This is a genomic window from Vibrio sp. J1-1 (assembly GCF_021728395.1).
GTDB lineage: Bacteria > Pseudomonadota > Gammaproteobacteria > Enterobacterales > Vibrionaceae > Vibrio.
Map to the genome: position 1 here is coordinate 131026 of NZ_JAKKCM010000006.1, position 15968 is coordinate 146993.

General features: G+C 46.7%; 10 protein-coding genes. 5 read left to right on the forward strand and 5 right to left on the reverse strand.

Going from position 1 to position 15968, the window contains the following annotated elements; all coding sequences use genetic code 11:
* Positions 1-7: 7 nt before the first annotated feature.
* The 3 genes from L3V31_RS11510 to L3V31_RS11520 form a co-directional block, all read right to left on the reverse strand.
* Positions 8-1564, reverse strand: a complete 1557-nt coding sequence (locus tag L3V31_RS11510) for a sensor domain-containing diguanylate cyclase (protein WP_237316189.1) — start codon at positions 1562-1564, stop codon at positions 8-10.
* Positions 1565-1920: 356 nt separating this feature from the next.
* Positions 1921-2529, reverse strand: a complete 609-nt coding sequence (locus L3V31_RS11515; RefSeq protein ID WP_237316190.1) for a response regulator — start codon at positions 2527-2529, stop codon at positions 1921-1923.
* Positions 2530-2548: 19 nt separating this feature from the next.
* Positions 2549-4384, reverse strand: coding sequence for a sensor histidine kinase (locus L3V31_RS11520; protein WP_237316191.1), 1836 nt, complete (start codon positions 4382-4384; stop codon positions 2549-2551).
* A gap of 179 nt (positions 4385-4563) precedes the next feature.
* Between L3V31_RS11520 and dsrO the strand changes: the two genes are divergently transcribed.
* From dsrO to L3V31_RS11545, 5 genes are all read left to right on the forward strand, one after another.
* Positions 4564-5331, forward strand: a complete 768-nt coding sequence (gene dsrO / locus L3V31_RS11525) for a sulfate reduction electron transfer complex DsrMKJOP subunit DsrO (RefSeq protein ID WP_237316192.1) — start codon at positions 4564-4566, stop codon at positions 5329-5331.
* Positions 5328-6458, forward strand: a complete 1131-nt coding sequence (gene nrfD, locus L3V31_RS11530; RefSeq protein ID WP_237316193.1) for an NrfD/PsrC family molybdoenzyme membrane anchor subunit — start codon at positions 5328-5330, stop codon at positions 6456-6458. The genes dsrO and nrfD overlap by 4 nt, the downstream gene beginning before the upstream one ends.
* Before the next feature lie 17 nt (positions 6459-6475).
* Positions 6476-9568 carry a tetrathionate reductase subunit A gene (locus L3V31_RS11535; protein ID WP_237316194.1) on the forward strand — a complete coding sequence of 1031 codons (3093 nt, stop codon included), beginning with the start codon at positions 6476-6478 and terminating at the stop codon, positions 9566-9568.
* Between the two features lie 227 nt (positions 9569-9795).
* On the forward strand, positions 9796-10359 hold the full coding sequence (locus L3V31_RS11540; RefSeq protein ID WP_237316336.1) for a c-type cytochrome: 564 nt from the start codon (positions 9796-9798) through the stop codon (positions 10357-10359).
* Between the two features lie 8 nt (positions 10360-10367).
* Complete coding sequence (locus L3V31_RS11545) at positions 10368-11420, forward strand: c-type cytochrome (protein WP_237316195.1); 1053 nt, start codon at positions 10368-10370, stop codon at positions 11418-11420.
* A 79-nt stretch (positions 11421-11499) separates the two neighbouring features.
* Here L3V31_RS11545 and melB read toward each other — a convergent pair whose 3' ends face one another.
* Together melB and L3V31_RS11555 are read right to left on the reverse strand one after the other, a co-directional pair.
* Positions 11500-12873, reverse strand: coding sequence for a melibiose:sodium transporter MelB (gene melB / locus L3V31_RS11550; RefSeq protein ID WP_237316196.1), 1374 nt, complete (start codon positions 12871-12873; stop codon positions 11500-11502).
* 361 nt (positions 12874-13234) lie between these two features.
* Positions 13235-15355 carry an alpha-galactosidase gene (locus L3V31_RS11555; protein WP_237316197.1) on the reverse strand — a complete coding sequence of 707 codons (2121 nt, stop codon included), beginning with the start codon at positions 15353-15355 and terminating at the stop codon, positions 13235-13237.
* Positions 15356-15968: the final 613 nt, after the last annotated feature.

Below are 15968 nucleotides of genomic sequence, written 5' to 3' on the forward strand. Positions count from 1 at the left end.
CGTTAAATCAGTATTGAACTGCCGTTTGGTTCCTACCATTGTGCTTCGCTTGATACAGAGCATCGTCAGCATGTTTAAGAACCGCGTTAATAGGTTCATCAGTTGCGTCCCAATAAGATACACCCACTGAAATCGTTACGTTCCCAACGGTGGAAAACTCATGTAATTCAATCGATTTCCTTACTCTCTCCGCGACCACAAATGCCTGATCCAGATCGGTTTTGGTTAGAAAGACAATGAATTCTTCTCCACCAGAGCGACACACCACATCTCCCTTTCTTGCTTGGTCCTGAATCAAAGTCGCGACACGCTTTAATAACGCGTCTCCTGCATCATGGCCGAAGGTATCATTTACTTTCTTAAAGTAATCAACATCCAATGCAAGTACAGAAAAGGGGGTATTTTGCTCACGGAGACTTTCTACCGCCTTATCTAACCCTCTGCGATTCAATAACCCCGTCATCGCATCAGTCAAGGTGTCCTGGTGAAGTTGATCAATGGTGTTAGAAACAATGTTCATTGCACTCAAAAAACTATGTTTCAAATAACTGGCTTCAAAATACCATGGTTTAATCTGCGTAAAGTCACTCTCGCTCGACGTATGGCTCTCGAAGTTCTTTACCGCGCTCGCCAATTGCCACAATGGTTTAGATATAAAAACAGAAGAGACCCAAATGAGTAACAGAGTTAACGCGCCAATAGGAAGCGTCTCAAGAAAGACCTTCCACATTTGGTCATCGAGCGAGGATAATGTCAGGTTTTTAGGCCTCTGTGCAACAATCCCCCACCCTGAATGTTTTACTGGTGCGTATCCGGCAAGCATCTCAACTCCCTGAGAATTTACGATATCCTGTTGCCCAGGTCTTCCCTCAATTACAGCGTTGATTGCATTATTGGTGACAATTTTCTGCCCTACTCTACGTTTGTCGGGGTGATAAATCAGCGTGCGGTGTTGGTCGACAACATAAAGATAAGAGCCATCTTTGTGGCTATGCTGTCCTAGCAAAGTCATCAGTATATTTTTTTGTTCGAGATAAATGGTGCCGGCAACGTATCCCAGATATTCCCCACTTTCAGAGAAAATGGGATACGAAAGACTGGTTAAATAATTTCCTGCCGGAGAGACAAACGGGTCGGTAATTTTGGGCGCTTGCGCGTGAAGAGATTGCAAGAAACGCTTGCCGCTTAAACGCATGCCTTTCACTTGTAGCGTTTCTGGAGAAACAGAAACTATCACCCCTTCTGCATTGACGATGAGCACTGAGTTAAAGTAATCGGTCTGGGCTCTTAAGCGATCAACTTCTTGTTCCAAGACATTCGGATCATCCATTTTCGTACGGAGGGAATTTGCGCTGTATTCAAGCTGAGACATTGCAGAATCAATAAAAGCATCCGTCATTTCCGACATTTTCTCAGCGTAAACACGGTTGGACTCCATTGTATTGCTGATAATCAGGTTATGCTGCACTCGATAGATTGAGTAAAAAGAATTGAGTAATGTGACTACAACGCTGAACACACATAGGATCAGGATTAGCTTTCTTAAATTCAATTTGTCCCACATCAGCCTACCCTCAACCACGTTTTCTAATACTGTTTTGGGTAATCTAAACGTTCAAGGCAGGCGCTGCAACTTATAATCACAAAAGAATCAGTACCTTACTTTTGCATTGAAAACTAAAAGCTGTGAACAGCCCTAGAGAATTTTTACGATGAGGGAATTTGCTCGATTAACTTTTCCCATATCGACTCAGCTCAGTTTAGAAAAATAAATCCTCCATGATTCCCGAAACTACCATCTACTATTTAATTCTGGTCTAACTCTAATTTAGTCGAAACTTTTTCTAGTTCGGACGCAATGCCGAATGTGTTGCATCTTTTACTACGTGCTCGTATGTGCTTGAGCTTCTCTGACCCTAATTACTTAAGCGCTAATTTGCCGTAGATGTACGCCAGCTCTGCTACCGTTTTGGCTGAGAACTTTTTCAACAAACTGGCACGGTGTACCTCTACGGTTCTCATCGCAATACACAGTTCATCGGCAATTCGGATATTGCGCTTACCTTCGATAATTAAACGCAAAATATCCTTTTCACGAGGCGTGAGTGACTCATACGCTAATTTAGCTTCAGCCATATCAAGGCTAGCGGCGGACTGCACCTGACCTTGCAAAATGGCTTGCGCCAGTTCATCGCCTTTGACAGGTTTTTGGAAGAAGTTCACCGCCCCAGCTTGCAAGGCATCAACAGCCATCGGCACATCCCCGTGACCGGTCAGATAAATCACGGCGAGTGGGCTATTGGCATCGTTAAGAATTTGATGCACTTGCTGACCACGCAGGTTGGGCATTCGGCTATCGAGAATCACACATCCTGCCTGATAAATGTCCACCTCATCAAGAAAGGACTGTCCGTCTGCAAAGGCGGAGACATTGAAATCATGTTCCTCAAGCATAAAAGCCAGCGAATCACGTACCGATTCATCATCATCGACCACATAAACAGGCAGTTGTTTTTCGCTGTTGCTCATTAAATTATCCTATTCCTAGTTACTGTCGATATGGGAACACAAGCTCAACCACACAGCCGTGCGGCGTAGTCGAATAGATAAGAAACTCACCACCGTGTAATTCCATTACATCACGACAAATTGCCAGCCCCAATCCAAGCCCTTCCGCTTTATTACTCACAAATGCTTGAGTAGGGTTTTCTTGCTGTAACCCAGTGCCATTATCCAGTACACGAATGGAGAGCTGATTCGCCTGATAGTCACAATGCAGAACAATTTTACCTTGATAACTGGAAGAGTGATATTTCTCCTCAAACAAAGCACAAGCATCAATCGCGTTGTTGATCACATTAACAAAAACCTGTTGCACGCCCACAGCATCTGCCAGTATGGGATGCGTCTCTCCTTCCGAACTGGTTACGATGGATACATTCTGCTTTTGCAGTCGGAAGTGAAGCAGCTCAATCGTGTCATCAATTAACGCTTGAATATCACACGGCGCTTTATCGACACTGCGTTTACGAATTAAGGTTCTCAAGCGCTGAATGATCGCATCGGCTCTTTCTACTTGTCCCTGTATTTTCTCCAGTACAGGAACAATATCTTCATGCGGACGCTTCTTAGCCAAGCGAAGTAGCCCACCCTCGCTATAATTACGAATCGCCGCCAACGGCTGGTTCAGCTCATGGGCCAGACTGCTGCCAATTTCTCCGACAATCGCCACTCTCTGCGAATGCTCTAACTGCTCGCTTTTTTCTTTTAGCCTTAGCAACGTCTGCTCCAACGCCTGTTTGCTTTTACTGAAACGATACTCAAGCCAAAAATGGTAAGCGTTCAGCACTATCACGAAAATAAATAGTGCCCACGCCCATTCCTGATGGTTCCGCAACCAGCGCAGCGCATCCTGCCACCATGGCTGTTGTAACGGATGAAGATCTAATGCCTGGTAGAGTTTATCAATGCTCAACAAACTCACTGGTGACGTCCAACCAGACGCGCCAGCAGCAACAATGGCAGGATGTTCTGGCGGCATAGCAAGCAACTCCTGAGCGACTTTTTTCGCCAGAAGAGAGGAGACTCGCTCTGTTTTGGCAAATGACCAATTGGGATAAAGTGGAGTCGAAACCGCACAGGAAGAATGGTCATTCGGCTGTTGATTTAAAACTCGGAAATCGCCTTGCTGTAACAGACCTTCATGTTGCATCTTCTCAAGTAAACACGAGGGGACGACCGCCGCTTCCACATTGCCATCACGCAATTGGTAGAGGTTAGCGTCAATAGGAAAACCGAGATAGCGAACATCAGCAAAAAAGTCATTCGGATCCAACCCCATTTCCACAATTTGGTAGCGCAGCGTTAAGTAACCACCAAAGGCTTTTTCTGATACCGCTGCTACTGGTAAACCCGATACATCTTGCAATGTTTGATAGCTTGAAGCGGCACGAACCACCAGCGCTGATCCAATACCGTAGTTCGAGTTTTGTGGAGCGCGGCTGGTCAGTGTTGCCATCCAGGAAAGCTCGTATTGCCTGGCTAATCGTACCGCTTGGCCGGGGTTGGTTACGATGAAATCCATAGTCTGAAATTTCACCGCCCCTCCCATTTCATCTAAGTTCAGAGGGTGAAGGACAAAGTGGACATCAGAGATGTGTTTATTCAACCAATCAACAGTCGGTTGCCACCTCTGCTTCGCATAAAGATGACCACGTATCGCCAAAACACCAACGTCAACTTTCTGCATAACTTCATTCTGCGTCCCATCCGGCTGTTTAACGCCTTGTTGCTCAGTTTGTAACAAGGAAGTTGCCTGAACAAAAGAGGAGAATAAAGCCAAGAAAAGAATCCTAAAATGACACAAAAGCGACGTTTTTTTCATGATGTGGTCGAATCTTCCCTTAGCAAATGATGGAACAAGAATAACAGCTACATTCCCTAAACCGCATTTGTTTTAGATCAAGTTTGATCTGGGTATGTGGAAATCCACTATATCGGCCTCTCGATGCATTTCTCACAATGGAATCAGTCAGTTCAAACACAACAAAAAGCAGGTGAGTTATGGATTCCACCAAACGTCGCTTTCTCAGCGCAGTTACTGCTGGTGCTGCGCTAATCCCAATTGCTGGCATTGGCACTGCCACGGCGGAAAATGTCATTCGAAATAACCAATCCCCCGACCGAAAGGGACAAGTCGGTAAGCGTTACGCCATGGTGATTGATTTACGTAAATGTGTTGGCTGCCAAGCGTGTACCGTTGGTTGCAGTATTGAAAACCAAGCGCCTATCGGTCAGTTTCGTACCACAGTGAAACAGTATGAAGTCACGCTCGATGATAGCTCAACAGCCACTCGAGAATCTAAAGCCTTTATGCTTCCTCGGCTTTGTAACCACTGTGACAATCCGCCGTGCGTGGCGGTTTGCCCGGTTCAGGCCACCTTTCAACGTGAAGATGGGATCGTTATGGTGGATAACAGCCGCTGCGTCGCCTGTGCCTATTGCGTACAAGCCTGCCCTTATGACGCTCGCTTCATTAATGAAGACACTCTGACTGCAGATAAATGCACCCTCTGCGCTCATCGTCTAGAACAAGGCTTGCTGCCTGCTTGCGTAGAAACCTGTGTGGGCGGCGCTCGTATAATTGGCGATTTAAATGACCCATCCAGTGAAATCCGCCGCTTAGTCTCGGAACATCAACAAGATATGAAAGTGCTTAAACCCAACCAAAGTACCAAACCACACGTGTTTTATATCAGCATGGATGAACGCTTTACTCATCACATAGACGGACAACCTGCCATTTATGACCCACAAGGAGAACACGTATGAACATAACTGAAGTGTTGGTCCAACCTCAAACGATGGCTTGGCTCCCGTGGGCAGTACAGTATTTCTTCTATATTGGTTCTGCTTATGCAGCAGCCATTTTGTTCTTGATCGCTTTACTATTTGAGCAGTACACCAGCCATCAGCTCCGTGCTGCATTGGTACTAACGTTGGCGATCGGCGCTATCGTCGGACCGCTGGCGTTAACTGGCGATCTTCATCAACCAGGCCGCGCATGGCAATTTTACGCGCACATTACACCGTGGTCATGGATGTCGTTAGGCTCACTTTTCCTGCCTATTTTTTCTGGTTTAGCCGTGATGACAGCATGGCTGTATCTGCGTCAGGATCTGATCGCTTTGCGCGAACGACCAGGTAAAGTCTTGTCGTTGCTGTCTAAACTGTCGCTTGGCGAATGGGCGATCTCACGCAGAGCTATGCTGACGATATCTATGATCACTGTGTTTTCTGGCTTAACCATCGCGCTATACACAGGGGCTGAAATCGCCGTGGTTCAATCCCGCTCTTTATGGCACCAACCTGCTTCATCCATCCTTTGGTTCGTCACGTCGTTCATGGGGGCGGTTGGTTTTGCTCTACTGATTTGGTTGCTACTACCAAGCCACTCAAAAGTCCTCACTTCCGGAGATAGCAACTTACTGAAAAAGTCATTGGTAACGAGCGGCGGCTTAACGCTGATCCTGCTGCCAATTTGGGCATCCAATAACTCGGCATTCTCGCTCTATTCAAGCAACCAGTGGGTACAAAGCATTGCCCTGCTTACGTTGGTGATTCTAGGCAATGTTTTGAGCACGTTCATTACGCTGCGAGACAGCAACAGATCAACAATGTCTCACTTTCGCCAAATGACAGCGCTGCTGTGCCTTTCGCTGATAACTCTGGCAAGCGCGTGGTTGGTTCGTTGGTTCACGATTATGGAAGTGCAGACCATCGCTAAATTCGATGCTGGTCTGTACCCGTATCAATTGACCATGGATGGAAATGGCTGGCTAGGCATTATTGGCATGCTCGGATTGTGGCTAGCACTCGCATTACTCGGCTCAGAACTTGTTCAGCCGAAGCAAAATACCAAAAACCAAACGACTTCACTCACCTTAACCGAACGCTAATTAAAGAGGATTTCACTATGGATAACAAACGCCGTCAGTTTTTGAAATCAGGCCTAGCAGTAGGCGGACTTAGCGCATTCGCTGCGGGTTATGCCACCACCACTAAACATATGGTTGAAGGTGTGCTTGAAGGAACAGCGGGTAAAAAAACTCGCGATAGTCACCACGGCAACTCTCTGGAACCTGAATACACAGTCAGTGACAACGGCAACTTGGTCCCAAACTCGAATCAACGCGTTGCGCCGTCTATGTGCTTTGGCTGCTGGTCCTTGTGTGGGTTACGCGTTCGCATTGATAACCGCACTGACGAGATTTTACGTATCAGTGGCAACCCTTATCACCCACTTTCCCAACAGCACCCAACTCCTTTCGAGACTCCGGTAAAAGACGCCTATTTAAACTTGACGGGAGAAGCTGGTCTTGAAGGTCGTTCAACGGCGTGTGCGCGTGGCAATGGGATGCTAGAAATTCGTAACAGCCCGTACCGCATCACCCAGCCCCTCAAACGAGTAGGAAAACGAGGCGAAGGGAAATGGATGCCGATTAGCTATGAACAGTTGATTGAAGAAGTCGTCGAAGGAGGTGACCTATTTGGTGAAGGCCATGTCGATGGTCTGCGTGCAATTCGAGATTTAAAGACGCCAGTGGATCCTAACAATCCAGAATATGGTCCAAAAGCCAATCAATTATTGATGACCAATGCGGGAAACGAAGGGAGAGACGACATCTTCAAACGTTTCGCTTTCAACAGTTATGGGACACGTAACTTCGGTCACCACGGTTCATATTGTGGCTACGCTTTCCGTGCAGGCAGCGGCGCATTCATGAATGATTTAGATAAGTTCGCCCATTTGAAGCCAGATTTTGACAACGCGGAATACATTATCTTCATCGGTATGTCGCCCGCTCAAGCCGGTAATCCATTTAAACGTCAGGCTAGCCAACTCGCTAATGCTCGAACCAATGGTAATTTGGAGTACACCATCATCACCCCAAGTTTGCCTGCGGGATCATCAAGTTTAGCTGCCGGTGACAATAACCACTGGATTCCGATCAAACCGGGTAGTGACTCCGCATTGGTACTTGGCATGATCCAGTGGATTATTGAAAACCAACGTTACAATAAAACCTTTTTAGCACAACCCGGGGCTAAAGCGATGAAACGTGCTGAAACCGCACACTGGTGTAATGCAACGCACCTGGTGATCAGCGATGAGCAACACCCTAGAAACGGGACTTTTTTACGCGCATCAGACCTAGGCTTGCCTTTCGAAGGGGGCACACTGTCAGAGTCCGACCCGTATGTCATTATCGATTCCCAAAGCGGTGAATTTGGTGTTCACATCCAAACGGATGAAGCCGCTCTGTTTGTCGATAAAACTGTGGCACTGGAATCGGGTGAGGTCCGCGTAAAGTCTTCTTTGCAAAGACTCAAAGAAGAGGCCTTTAAATACAACCTTGAGTTCTACAGCCAGCAATGTGAAATCCCTGTGGAGCAAATTGTAAAGTTGGCGAAGCGCTTCACTAGTCACGGAACAAAAGCCGTCGTCGATACCCACGGTGGCAACATGCACACTAACGGGTTCTATAACGCTTTCACCATCATGATGCTTAACGCACTGATTGGTAATATCAACATGAAAGGCGGCGCGATGGCGAAAGCAGGTGGCTACCCAACATCCGCTAACGGGCCGCGCTATGACTTTACCCAATTTCCCGGCAAGGTCGCTCCAAAAGGTGTTTTTCTCTCTCGCAGTAAATTTCCGTACCACAAGACCAGTGAGTATAAACGCCGCGTTGAAGCGGGTGAGTCCCCTTACCCAACTCGCGCGCCTTGGTATCCATTCGCGGCACCATTGCTGACTGAACACCTGTCTGCTGCAATCGATGGGTACCCATACCGAGTCAAAGCCTGGGTCAACCATATGGCGAACCCGATGTATGGCGTACCTGGTTTAAAAACGCTATTGGAAGACAAGCTCAAAGATCCGCAGCAACTTGGCTTGATAGTCTCTGTCGATGCGTTTATCAACGAAACCACCGCGCTGTCGGACTATATTGTGCCAGACACCGTCACCTATGAAAGCTGGGGTATGGCGACACCGTGGCATGGCGTGCAAGTGAAAGCCATCACAGCTCGCTGGCCGATTGTGGTGGGGCGTACGGATAAAACGGTCGATGGTCGCTCGATTTGCTTAGAGAACTTTTTGATCGATATCGCCAAGAAAATGCAACTGGGCGGATTTGGTGACAAAGCAATTCCGGACGCACAAGGCAATTGGCACAGTCTGCATAGCGCCGAAGATTTTTACCTACGATCTGCGGCAAACTTAGCCTACGTAAAAGGCGGCGTACCTGACGTTTCAGCGGAAGATATTGCTTGGTCAGGGTTAGAGCGTTTGATGCCAACGATGCAAAAAACGTTAACAGCAGATGAGATGAAACGCGTGGCCTTTATTTTTGCTCGTGGCGGGCGCTTTGAAAATGCGACTGAAGCCTATCAAGGCGAACAAATGAAACATAAGTGGACACGTCCAGTCGCGATATGGAATGAGCGTGTCGGCAGCGCAAGAAACACCATGACTGGTGATTTCTACACAGGCTGTCCGACATGGCATCCGCAAAAACTGGCGGACGGTACGCCTTTGGAGGAACAGTACCCTAGATCTGAGTGGCCATTCCGTCTGATGAATTTTAAATCCAACATTCATAGTGCCGTATCCAATTTATCACCCAGGTTGAACTCCATCAAAGGGGTGAATCCGGTGTACATCCACCCTATCGATGCTGAACGAGCTGGGATTAAAACCGGAGACGAGTTTATTATCCAAACCCCATCAGCCAGTAGTAAAGCACTCGCGATGGTGGTCAGTGGCATTCGCCAGGGGACTCTCGGATTTGAGCATGGGTTTGGCCATACAGAGCTGGGACAACGCGCGCACTGGATTGGCGATAAGCAGCAACCAATTCAAACTCGCAGACAGGACGGAGTCAACATCAACGACATCGGTTTAATTGACCCAACCCGAGAAGGGAAAGGCGTTTTGCTGGATTGGGTCGTTGGCGCTGCGGCACGTCAATCCCTGCCCGCTAAGATTGTAAAAGCTTAACCAACGAGGGCTGTCCTTTGGGGCAGTCCGTTCACATTTTAATACTATGCCGCATACGGCATAGACCATTCTAGTGTTATCTCACGCTCTCAAAGTCAAATATGTGGAAATCCACAATACCGCCATTTATTGATAAAGAAGACAATATTGTGATTATAAAAACGACAAAGTGAGTCAGCATGTCAAAAGTTATTTCAGTGGTCACAGCCTGTTTGCTGGCCACTACAATGGGCGCTAACGCCTCGTCTATTCCCGAAAAGGTCGGCGTATGTAGCGGCTGCCATGGTCAAGATGGTATGGGCCAGGCCAATATCGCGCCTATGATTGCCGGTTTAAACGAAAATTACCTCAACACTCAAATAGAACTCTTCCTTAGTGGCGAGCGACAAAATGTAGTCATGCAAGGTATGGCTCAAGAGCTAAACGATCCTAGTGTTCGTAAAGAGGTACTTGAATACTACGCGAGCCTGCCAAGTTATGAGTTCTCAAACCCAGAGAAACGCGGTGACCAAGCCAACATTCGCAGCCCTTATCGTAAGCTAATCTTTCAGGGAGATTGGGATCGCAACATTCCCGCTTGTGCAACTTGTCATGGTGCCAGCGGTATGGGGGTCGACAAGTTCCCTCGCCTAGCTAGTCAACATGCCGACTATTTAAAAGCACAATTAATGGCGTGGAAAAATGGCACTCGTAATGGTGACCCGCTCAATATGATGAGCTCCATTGCAAAGAATCTCACCAATAAAGAGATTGAAAATCTTTCCCACTACTTTGCCTCGTTACGTTATTAGGAGCAGACATGAAACGTTTCTATTCTTTATTTGTGTTACCTGTCATTTCTGCAGCTGCGATAGCGAACGAGCCATTACCTGATCGCCAAAAAGAGCTGCCGGCAGTTGAAAAAGAAGCCCCGAGTGAGTATCTGAAGCCACGCGACCTCAGCACCATAGCCAATACGGAATTTGGTCAGCAAGTAAAACGCGGCTATTCGCTGTTTGTGAACTCTCAGCAAATGCGCGGAAAGTACGTGGGCAATGAGCAAAATTGTGTGAACTGCCATATGGAGGCAGGACGTAAACCCAATGCAGCACCATTATGGGCGGCCTATATGGCGTACCCTGCTTATCGTAAGAAAAACGATCGTGTAAACAGTTACGCCGACCGTATCCAAGGTTGCTTCGAATACTCGATGAACGGCAAAGCGCCAGCTTATGACTCACCAGAAATCATCGCCCTAAGTGCTTACGCTTACTGGTTAGCAATGGGGGGCTTGCTTGACCAGCATGGTATGACCGATGAGCCGATTCCCGAGATAGATGCCAAAACACTACAAACGGGCGGAAAGGCACCAGATTTTCCTATGCCAGAAGCGATTGCTCTGGCGTTACCTGTAGAAGAACGCGGCAAGCTTGCCGGACGTGGCTACCCTAAAATCCCTGCGCCAGAGCAAGCACCATCACCTGAGCGAGGCGCATTGGTTTACGCAAAGAACTGCGAAACCTGCCATAGCGTTGATGGTTCAGGCATTAAAGACAACGACGGTCACTCTTACATCCCACCACTGTGGGGGGCAAACGCCTATAACTGGGGCGCTGGCATGCACCGTATCAACACCGCAGCCTACTTTATTTACGAGAATATGCCGCTTGGCAAGAGCGTACAGCTGACAGAACAGGAAGCTTGGGATGTGGCTGCGTACGTCAATAGTCATGAGCGTCCTCAAGACCCTCGTTTTAAAGGCAGTGTCGCCGCGAACGCTGAAAAGTACCACCAGCATCAAGGCTACTACGGAAAAACACTGAGCAGTAAACAAATGGGCGCCAATGCGTTTGAAAGCACTACTGTTAAATAAAAAAGAGTGCTGAATAAAACAAAGGGGAGCGTCCAATTCTGGACACTCCCCTTGTAGTTTTTACTTAAAACTTGAGCTATTAAGCTTCAGCTGGAGAACGTTGTGTCAACGTCTCCTGCTCAGCGTCTTCTTTATTAAAGCCTTCGTGCAAACGGTAGTAACGTCGGTAAATAATACCGCTGATGATCATCATGATTGCAGGTAGACCAATCATCATAAATTCAAGGCCCATAATCGTGCTTTCTGATTGTTCGACGTTTGGTACATAACCAACAACCGACAGGCCCACACCCACAACGAAACCACCAGCTGCACCAGCGAATTTCACCAGCATGGTTTGTACAGAGAAAATGACACTTTCGCTGCGGCGACCTGTTTTATGCTCACCATAGTCAACGACGTCAGCTAGCATTACTGTTTGCAAGGCATTGGCAATACCCACGCCAAACTTAATTGCAGCGCCTGCCATACCAATCATTAGCGCATTTGCCGGCGCAACGAACCCCATAACGAACAGAACCACACAAGAAATAACAGGGAAACCACAAGCAATTAACCATAGGTTTTTACGTGGAAGTGCTGCCGCGATACGAGGAAATAAGAAGACACCAGCCACTTCCGCAGCGCCTGCAACCATCATGTACACAGGGAATAATTCCGCATCGCCCAATGCGTAAGAGAAGTAGTAAATCGCAAATCCACCAACCAAAAGGTTTGCAATTTGGAACGAAAGAACCGTGCCAATCAATGCTTTTAGCTGATCGTTTTTACCAATAATTACTAGCACATCTTTGAAGTTAAATTTCTCAGCGGTTTTTGTGCTTAAAGGTTCAACTTTCTCTTTTACGTTGCGCGCAATCAAGAACGCACTCATAACAAACAGAACGGCAATCAGCATTGCGACGTTAAAGAAGCCATCACCTTGATTTCCGTTACCTAGCTCTCCAACAATGTGTAAGCCATAAGTACCAGTGACGAACCATGCTAAGCTAGCGAATAAACGCGGCCAAACCACTAACTTTTCGCGTTCCTCGCGAGAGCTCGATAGCGCTGGAATCATTGACCAGTAAGGAATGTCCATGATGGTATAAGTCAGACCCCATAAGATGTAGGCCGCCGCCGCATAAACGTACAGTGCCGTACCTTCAAACATATGAGTACTGAATAGACCAACCAATACAACCGCGTTTAATAGCGTACCAATCACAATCCATGGGCGGAATTTACCAAATCGTGATCGCGTGTTATCAACGATCACCCCCATCATAGGGTCAGTGACCGCATCTAAGATACGAGCCGCCAGGAAGATGGTACCAACAAATGCCGCAGACAAGCCTGCCACATCGGTAAAGTAAAACATTAAGAAGATATAGATAGGAGCACAGGCAAAGTCTTTACCAAGCGCACCAAGACCGTATGAAACCTTGGTCTGTAGAGTAATTTTATTAGACATAATCGTTCCTTAGTGCCGTACTGCTATGTATTCCCCTAACTAGAATCCATAACGTCGACGTATTGTATTTATATTTCGATGATAATGTTACTCACACGCCTAATGCCTTACTGTGATCCACAACCACTTCATGGAAACGTTTACAGTTAGATTTTAAAAATGAGATATAGAACAATATTTTTGGTTTTTTATTTGAGTGAACATTTAAATTACTCATTATTTTTCAAATATTTAAATCAAATACCAACAAAACGAGTTCATGAATACGTTTTTAAACACACGCAAAAAACCGCACAAACTTTACGTCTGCACGGCTTGGATAAATCAACGCTGGAATCGATTAAGATCTGACTATGCGGAGCTATTCGTTGACGAGATCAAACTTCACCAGCATCGCTGTCTCAGGGTCTAAAATTGGCATAGTTAAACCCACTTCTGCACACCACGCACCGGAAAGCTCACATTCAGATTCTGTCCATGGAGGCTGATAATTGACGATATCGTCGTAGTTAGAAGGTTTATCTAACACAGACACACGGTATACCCCTTCTGGAGCCAACCCCGGAACGCGCAAGTGACCGCTGAGTGAATTGGTCGGCATCGCGAGCTGAGCGATCATTAGCACTGCCTCGGACTGATCCTCAGAGACCACTGCATGAATCTGATGTGCTTTATCATCTGTAGGAACTCGCCATGTTCTTCCAGTATGTAACAATGGACGCAGCCTTTTGTGAAGCCTGATGTAGCGCTCAAAGCCCTGCTTTTCTTGTTGCTCTTCTTTTACTGGGTCCAGCTCTATACCCATGTGACCAAACAGCGCCGTTACCCCACGAAACTCAATACTGTGGCGACGACGCGTGCTGTGACAATGACTGGCTCCGACATGGCTCCCCATCACTTCAGGTGGAAAGAAGTAGCTCATGCCTCGTTGAATCGTTTGACGTTCAAGTGCATCGTTATTATCCGAAGCCCAGAAACGATGGGTACGTTTTAATACTTCGTAATCAATACGACCACCACCCGCCGCACACGATTCGATCTCAACTTGGGGATGTTTTTCACGCACTTTATCCACTAATTCGTAGTAGCGTTGAGTTTGATTGTGTGCTGCCGCCCGGCCTAAGTGACCAGGCTGAACGACTTCACGGTTCATATCCCACTTGATGTAAGCAATATTGTAAGTCGACAGAAAGTGATCCAATCTTTTGAACAAGAAGTGAAAGGCTTCATCATTTTGCAGGTTAATGACATACTGGTTGCGGCCGGTCGGCTGATCGTAGCCATCGACTGCAAGTAACCAATCTGGGTGCATGCGGTATAAGTCAGAATCTTTGTTGATCATTTCTGGCTCAAACCACAAACCAAACTCCATACCTAGTTTGTTTACGTGATCGACAATCGGCTGTAAACCATTTGGATACTTGGATTCACATAAGAACCAGTCCCCTAATCCGGCTTTGTCACCATTGCGACCTTTGAACCAACCGTCATCAATAATAAACCGCTCTACACCCATTTCTGCCGATTGAGTAGCCATCAACATGATGTATTGTGGATCGTGGTCGAAGTATATGCCTTCCCAGGTATTCAAATGAATCGGACGAGGTTTATCACTAACGTTGCCTGGCAAAATCGCTTCGCGAACATGAGAATGGAAGTGATGACTCATGCCATTCAAACCTGCACTGCTGTGGCTTGCGTATAACCAAGGTGTGCTAAGGCTTTCACCTTCTTCTAGTGCTACTTCACCGGGTAGATAAACCACTTCGGCCTGCATATAGCGGCGTCCATCAGCTTTCACATCCACTCGCAATCTGTGGTTTCCACTCCAGGCAAAGTGGAATCCCCATACGTCACCATTCATTTCATCAAAGTGAGTAGTACCAGCAACAAATGCAGGGTAATGCTCATGAGATGTGCGACCACGACGGTTTTCTTGTTGGTAACCCCCCTGAGTTAAAGGTTGACGGACCGTCTGGAATTCATGGACCCAACGTCCGTAATACGTCATCAATTCGTTTGCTCTTGCGGGCAACGGAAGTGTATTTGCAAGGCGACTGACGTGATACGTCCCCGTTTTAGTGTTCGTTAGCGTGTGACGGGTCTTGACCACATCATGCTCATCCATTTCCAAAATGGTATTTAAGCGCAGACCAGAAATAGTGTCTTCGCTGTCGATAATAATGCCGTTTGTACTCTTTTCGATTCGACTAATGACGAATACAGGCGCCCAATCCTGCCCATCGCGATGACCTTCCAACCCAGGGCTACTAAACACACCTCGACCCAGCTCAGGATGCAGAGTCATGGATACATCTTTATCTAAACGCCCATAAGGCACCGGGCGTTGCAGAGTGAGACGATAACCTTCGAGATCACCACTAACCTTCAGCCCCCAATGCAAGATCTCCGCATACTCACCCAGCTCTACGATCAGTTGAGTCTCTTTACCAGCTAACTCAATCAGTGTTTTGTCCGTCATCTTGTCTTACCTTTAAACTGGAAATTACGTCGCATCATAATGCAAAGAACAAAATAATCTGTGAGCTGCGCCAAAATCATGGAAACGTTTACAGATTAATTTCTCATACTGAGGTGAGCGTCTTTTGCTCTAACTCCCTCTTATATTTAACTCAAGTCTGAAAGAAAACGTACGACTTTACTGTTGTAACACTGGCCAGAAAAAAGAATAACCATTTGTAATTATTAAATTAAAATACAAAACCTTGAGGTAAAGAGTACAAACAAGGCTAAACACCGTGCAGTTAAAACGTCAAACTCTTGCAGTAATTAACCGACACTCGTATTCTTAATGCTTCGAGATTCATCATGAAGTGTCTCTCTTGGGTCCTAACTTTATACCCCAGCTTGACAATTCAGCACGCCGCCGTGTGCATTGCGCCCGCGAGCGACATGTTGTTTATACTTCCTTGTCTCATACGCCCAATTGAGTTCAGTTGGGCTCTTTTTCCAATTCCCTTCTCGATCAAACCCAATAATTTCAAAAACTTACTCGCCACTGGTAACATTCCTTCTATCAGTATCCCTTCACCAAAAAGTAAACGATTCCAATCCTTCACCAGAAAAACAACCTT

Excerpts from the sequence above, each read along its gene's own strand:
- L3V31_RS11510 (WP_237316189.1), bottom strand. The coding sequence starts at position 1,564 with ATGTGGGACAAATTGAATTTAAGAAAGCTAATCCTGATCCTATGTGTG.
- L3V31_RS11515 (WP_237316190.1), bottom strand. The coding sequence starts at position 2,529 with ATGAGCAACAGCGAAAAACAACTGCCTGTTTATGTGGTCGATGATGAT.
- L3V31_RS11520 (WP_237316191.1), bottom strand. The coding sequence starts at position 4,384 with ATGAAAAAAACGTCGCTTTTGTGTCATTTTAGGATTCTTTTCTTGGCT.
- dsrO (WP_237316192.1), top strand. The coding sequence starts at position 4,564 with ATGGATTCCACCAAACGTCGCTTTCTCAGCGCAGTTACTGCTGGTGCT.
- nrfD (WP_237316193.1), top strand. The coding sequence starts at position 5,328 with ATGAACATAACTGAAGTGTTGGTCCAACCTCAAACGATGGCTTGGCTC.
- L3V31_RS11535 (WP_237316194.1), top strand. The coding sequence starts at position 6,476 with ATGGATAACAAACGCCGTCAGTTTTTGAAATCAGGCCTAGCAGTAGGC.
- L3V31_RS11540 (WP_237316336.1), top strand. The coding sequence starts at position 9,796 with ATGGGCGCTAACGCCTCGTCTATTCCCGAAAAGGTCGGCGTATGTAGC.
- L3V31_RS11545 (WP_237316195.1), top strand. The coding sequence starts at position 10,368 with ATGAAACGTTTCTATTCTTTATTTGTGTTACCTGTCATTTCTGCAGCT.
- melB (WP_237316196.1), bottom strand. The coding sequence starts at position 12,873 with ATGTCTAATAAAATTACTCTACAGACCAAGGTTTCATACGGTCTTGGT.
- L3V31_RS11555 (WP_237316197.1), bottom strand. The coding sequence starts at position 15,355 with ATGACGGACAAAACACTGATTGAGTTAGCTGGTAAAGAGACTCAACTG.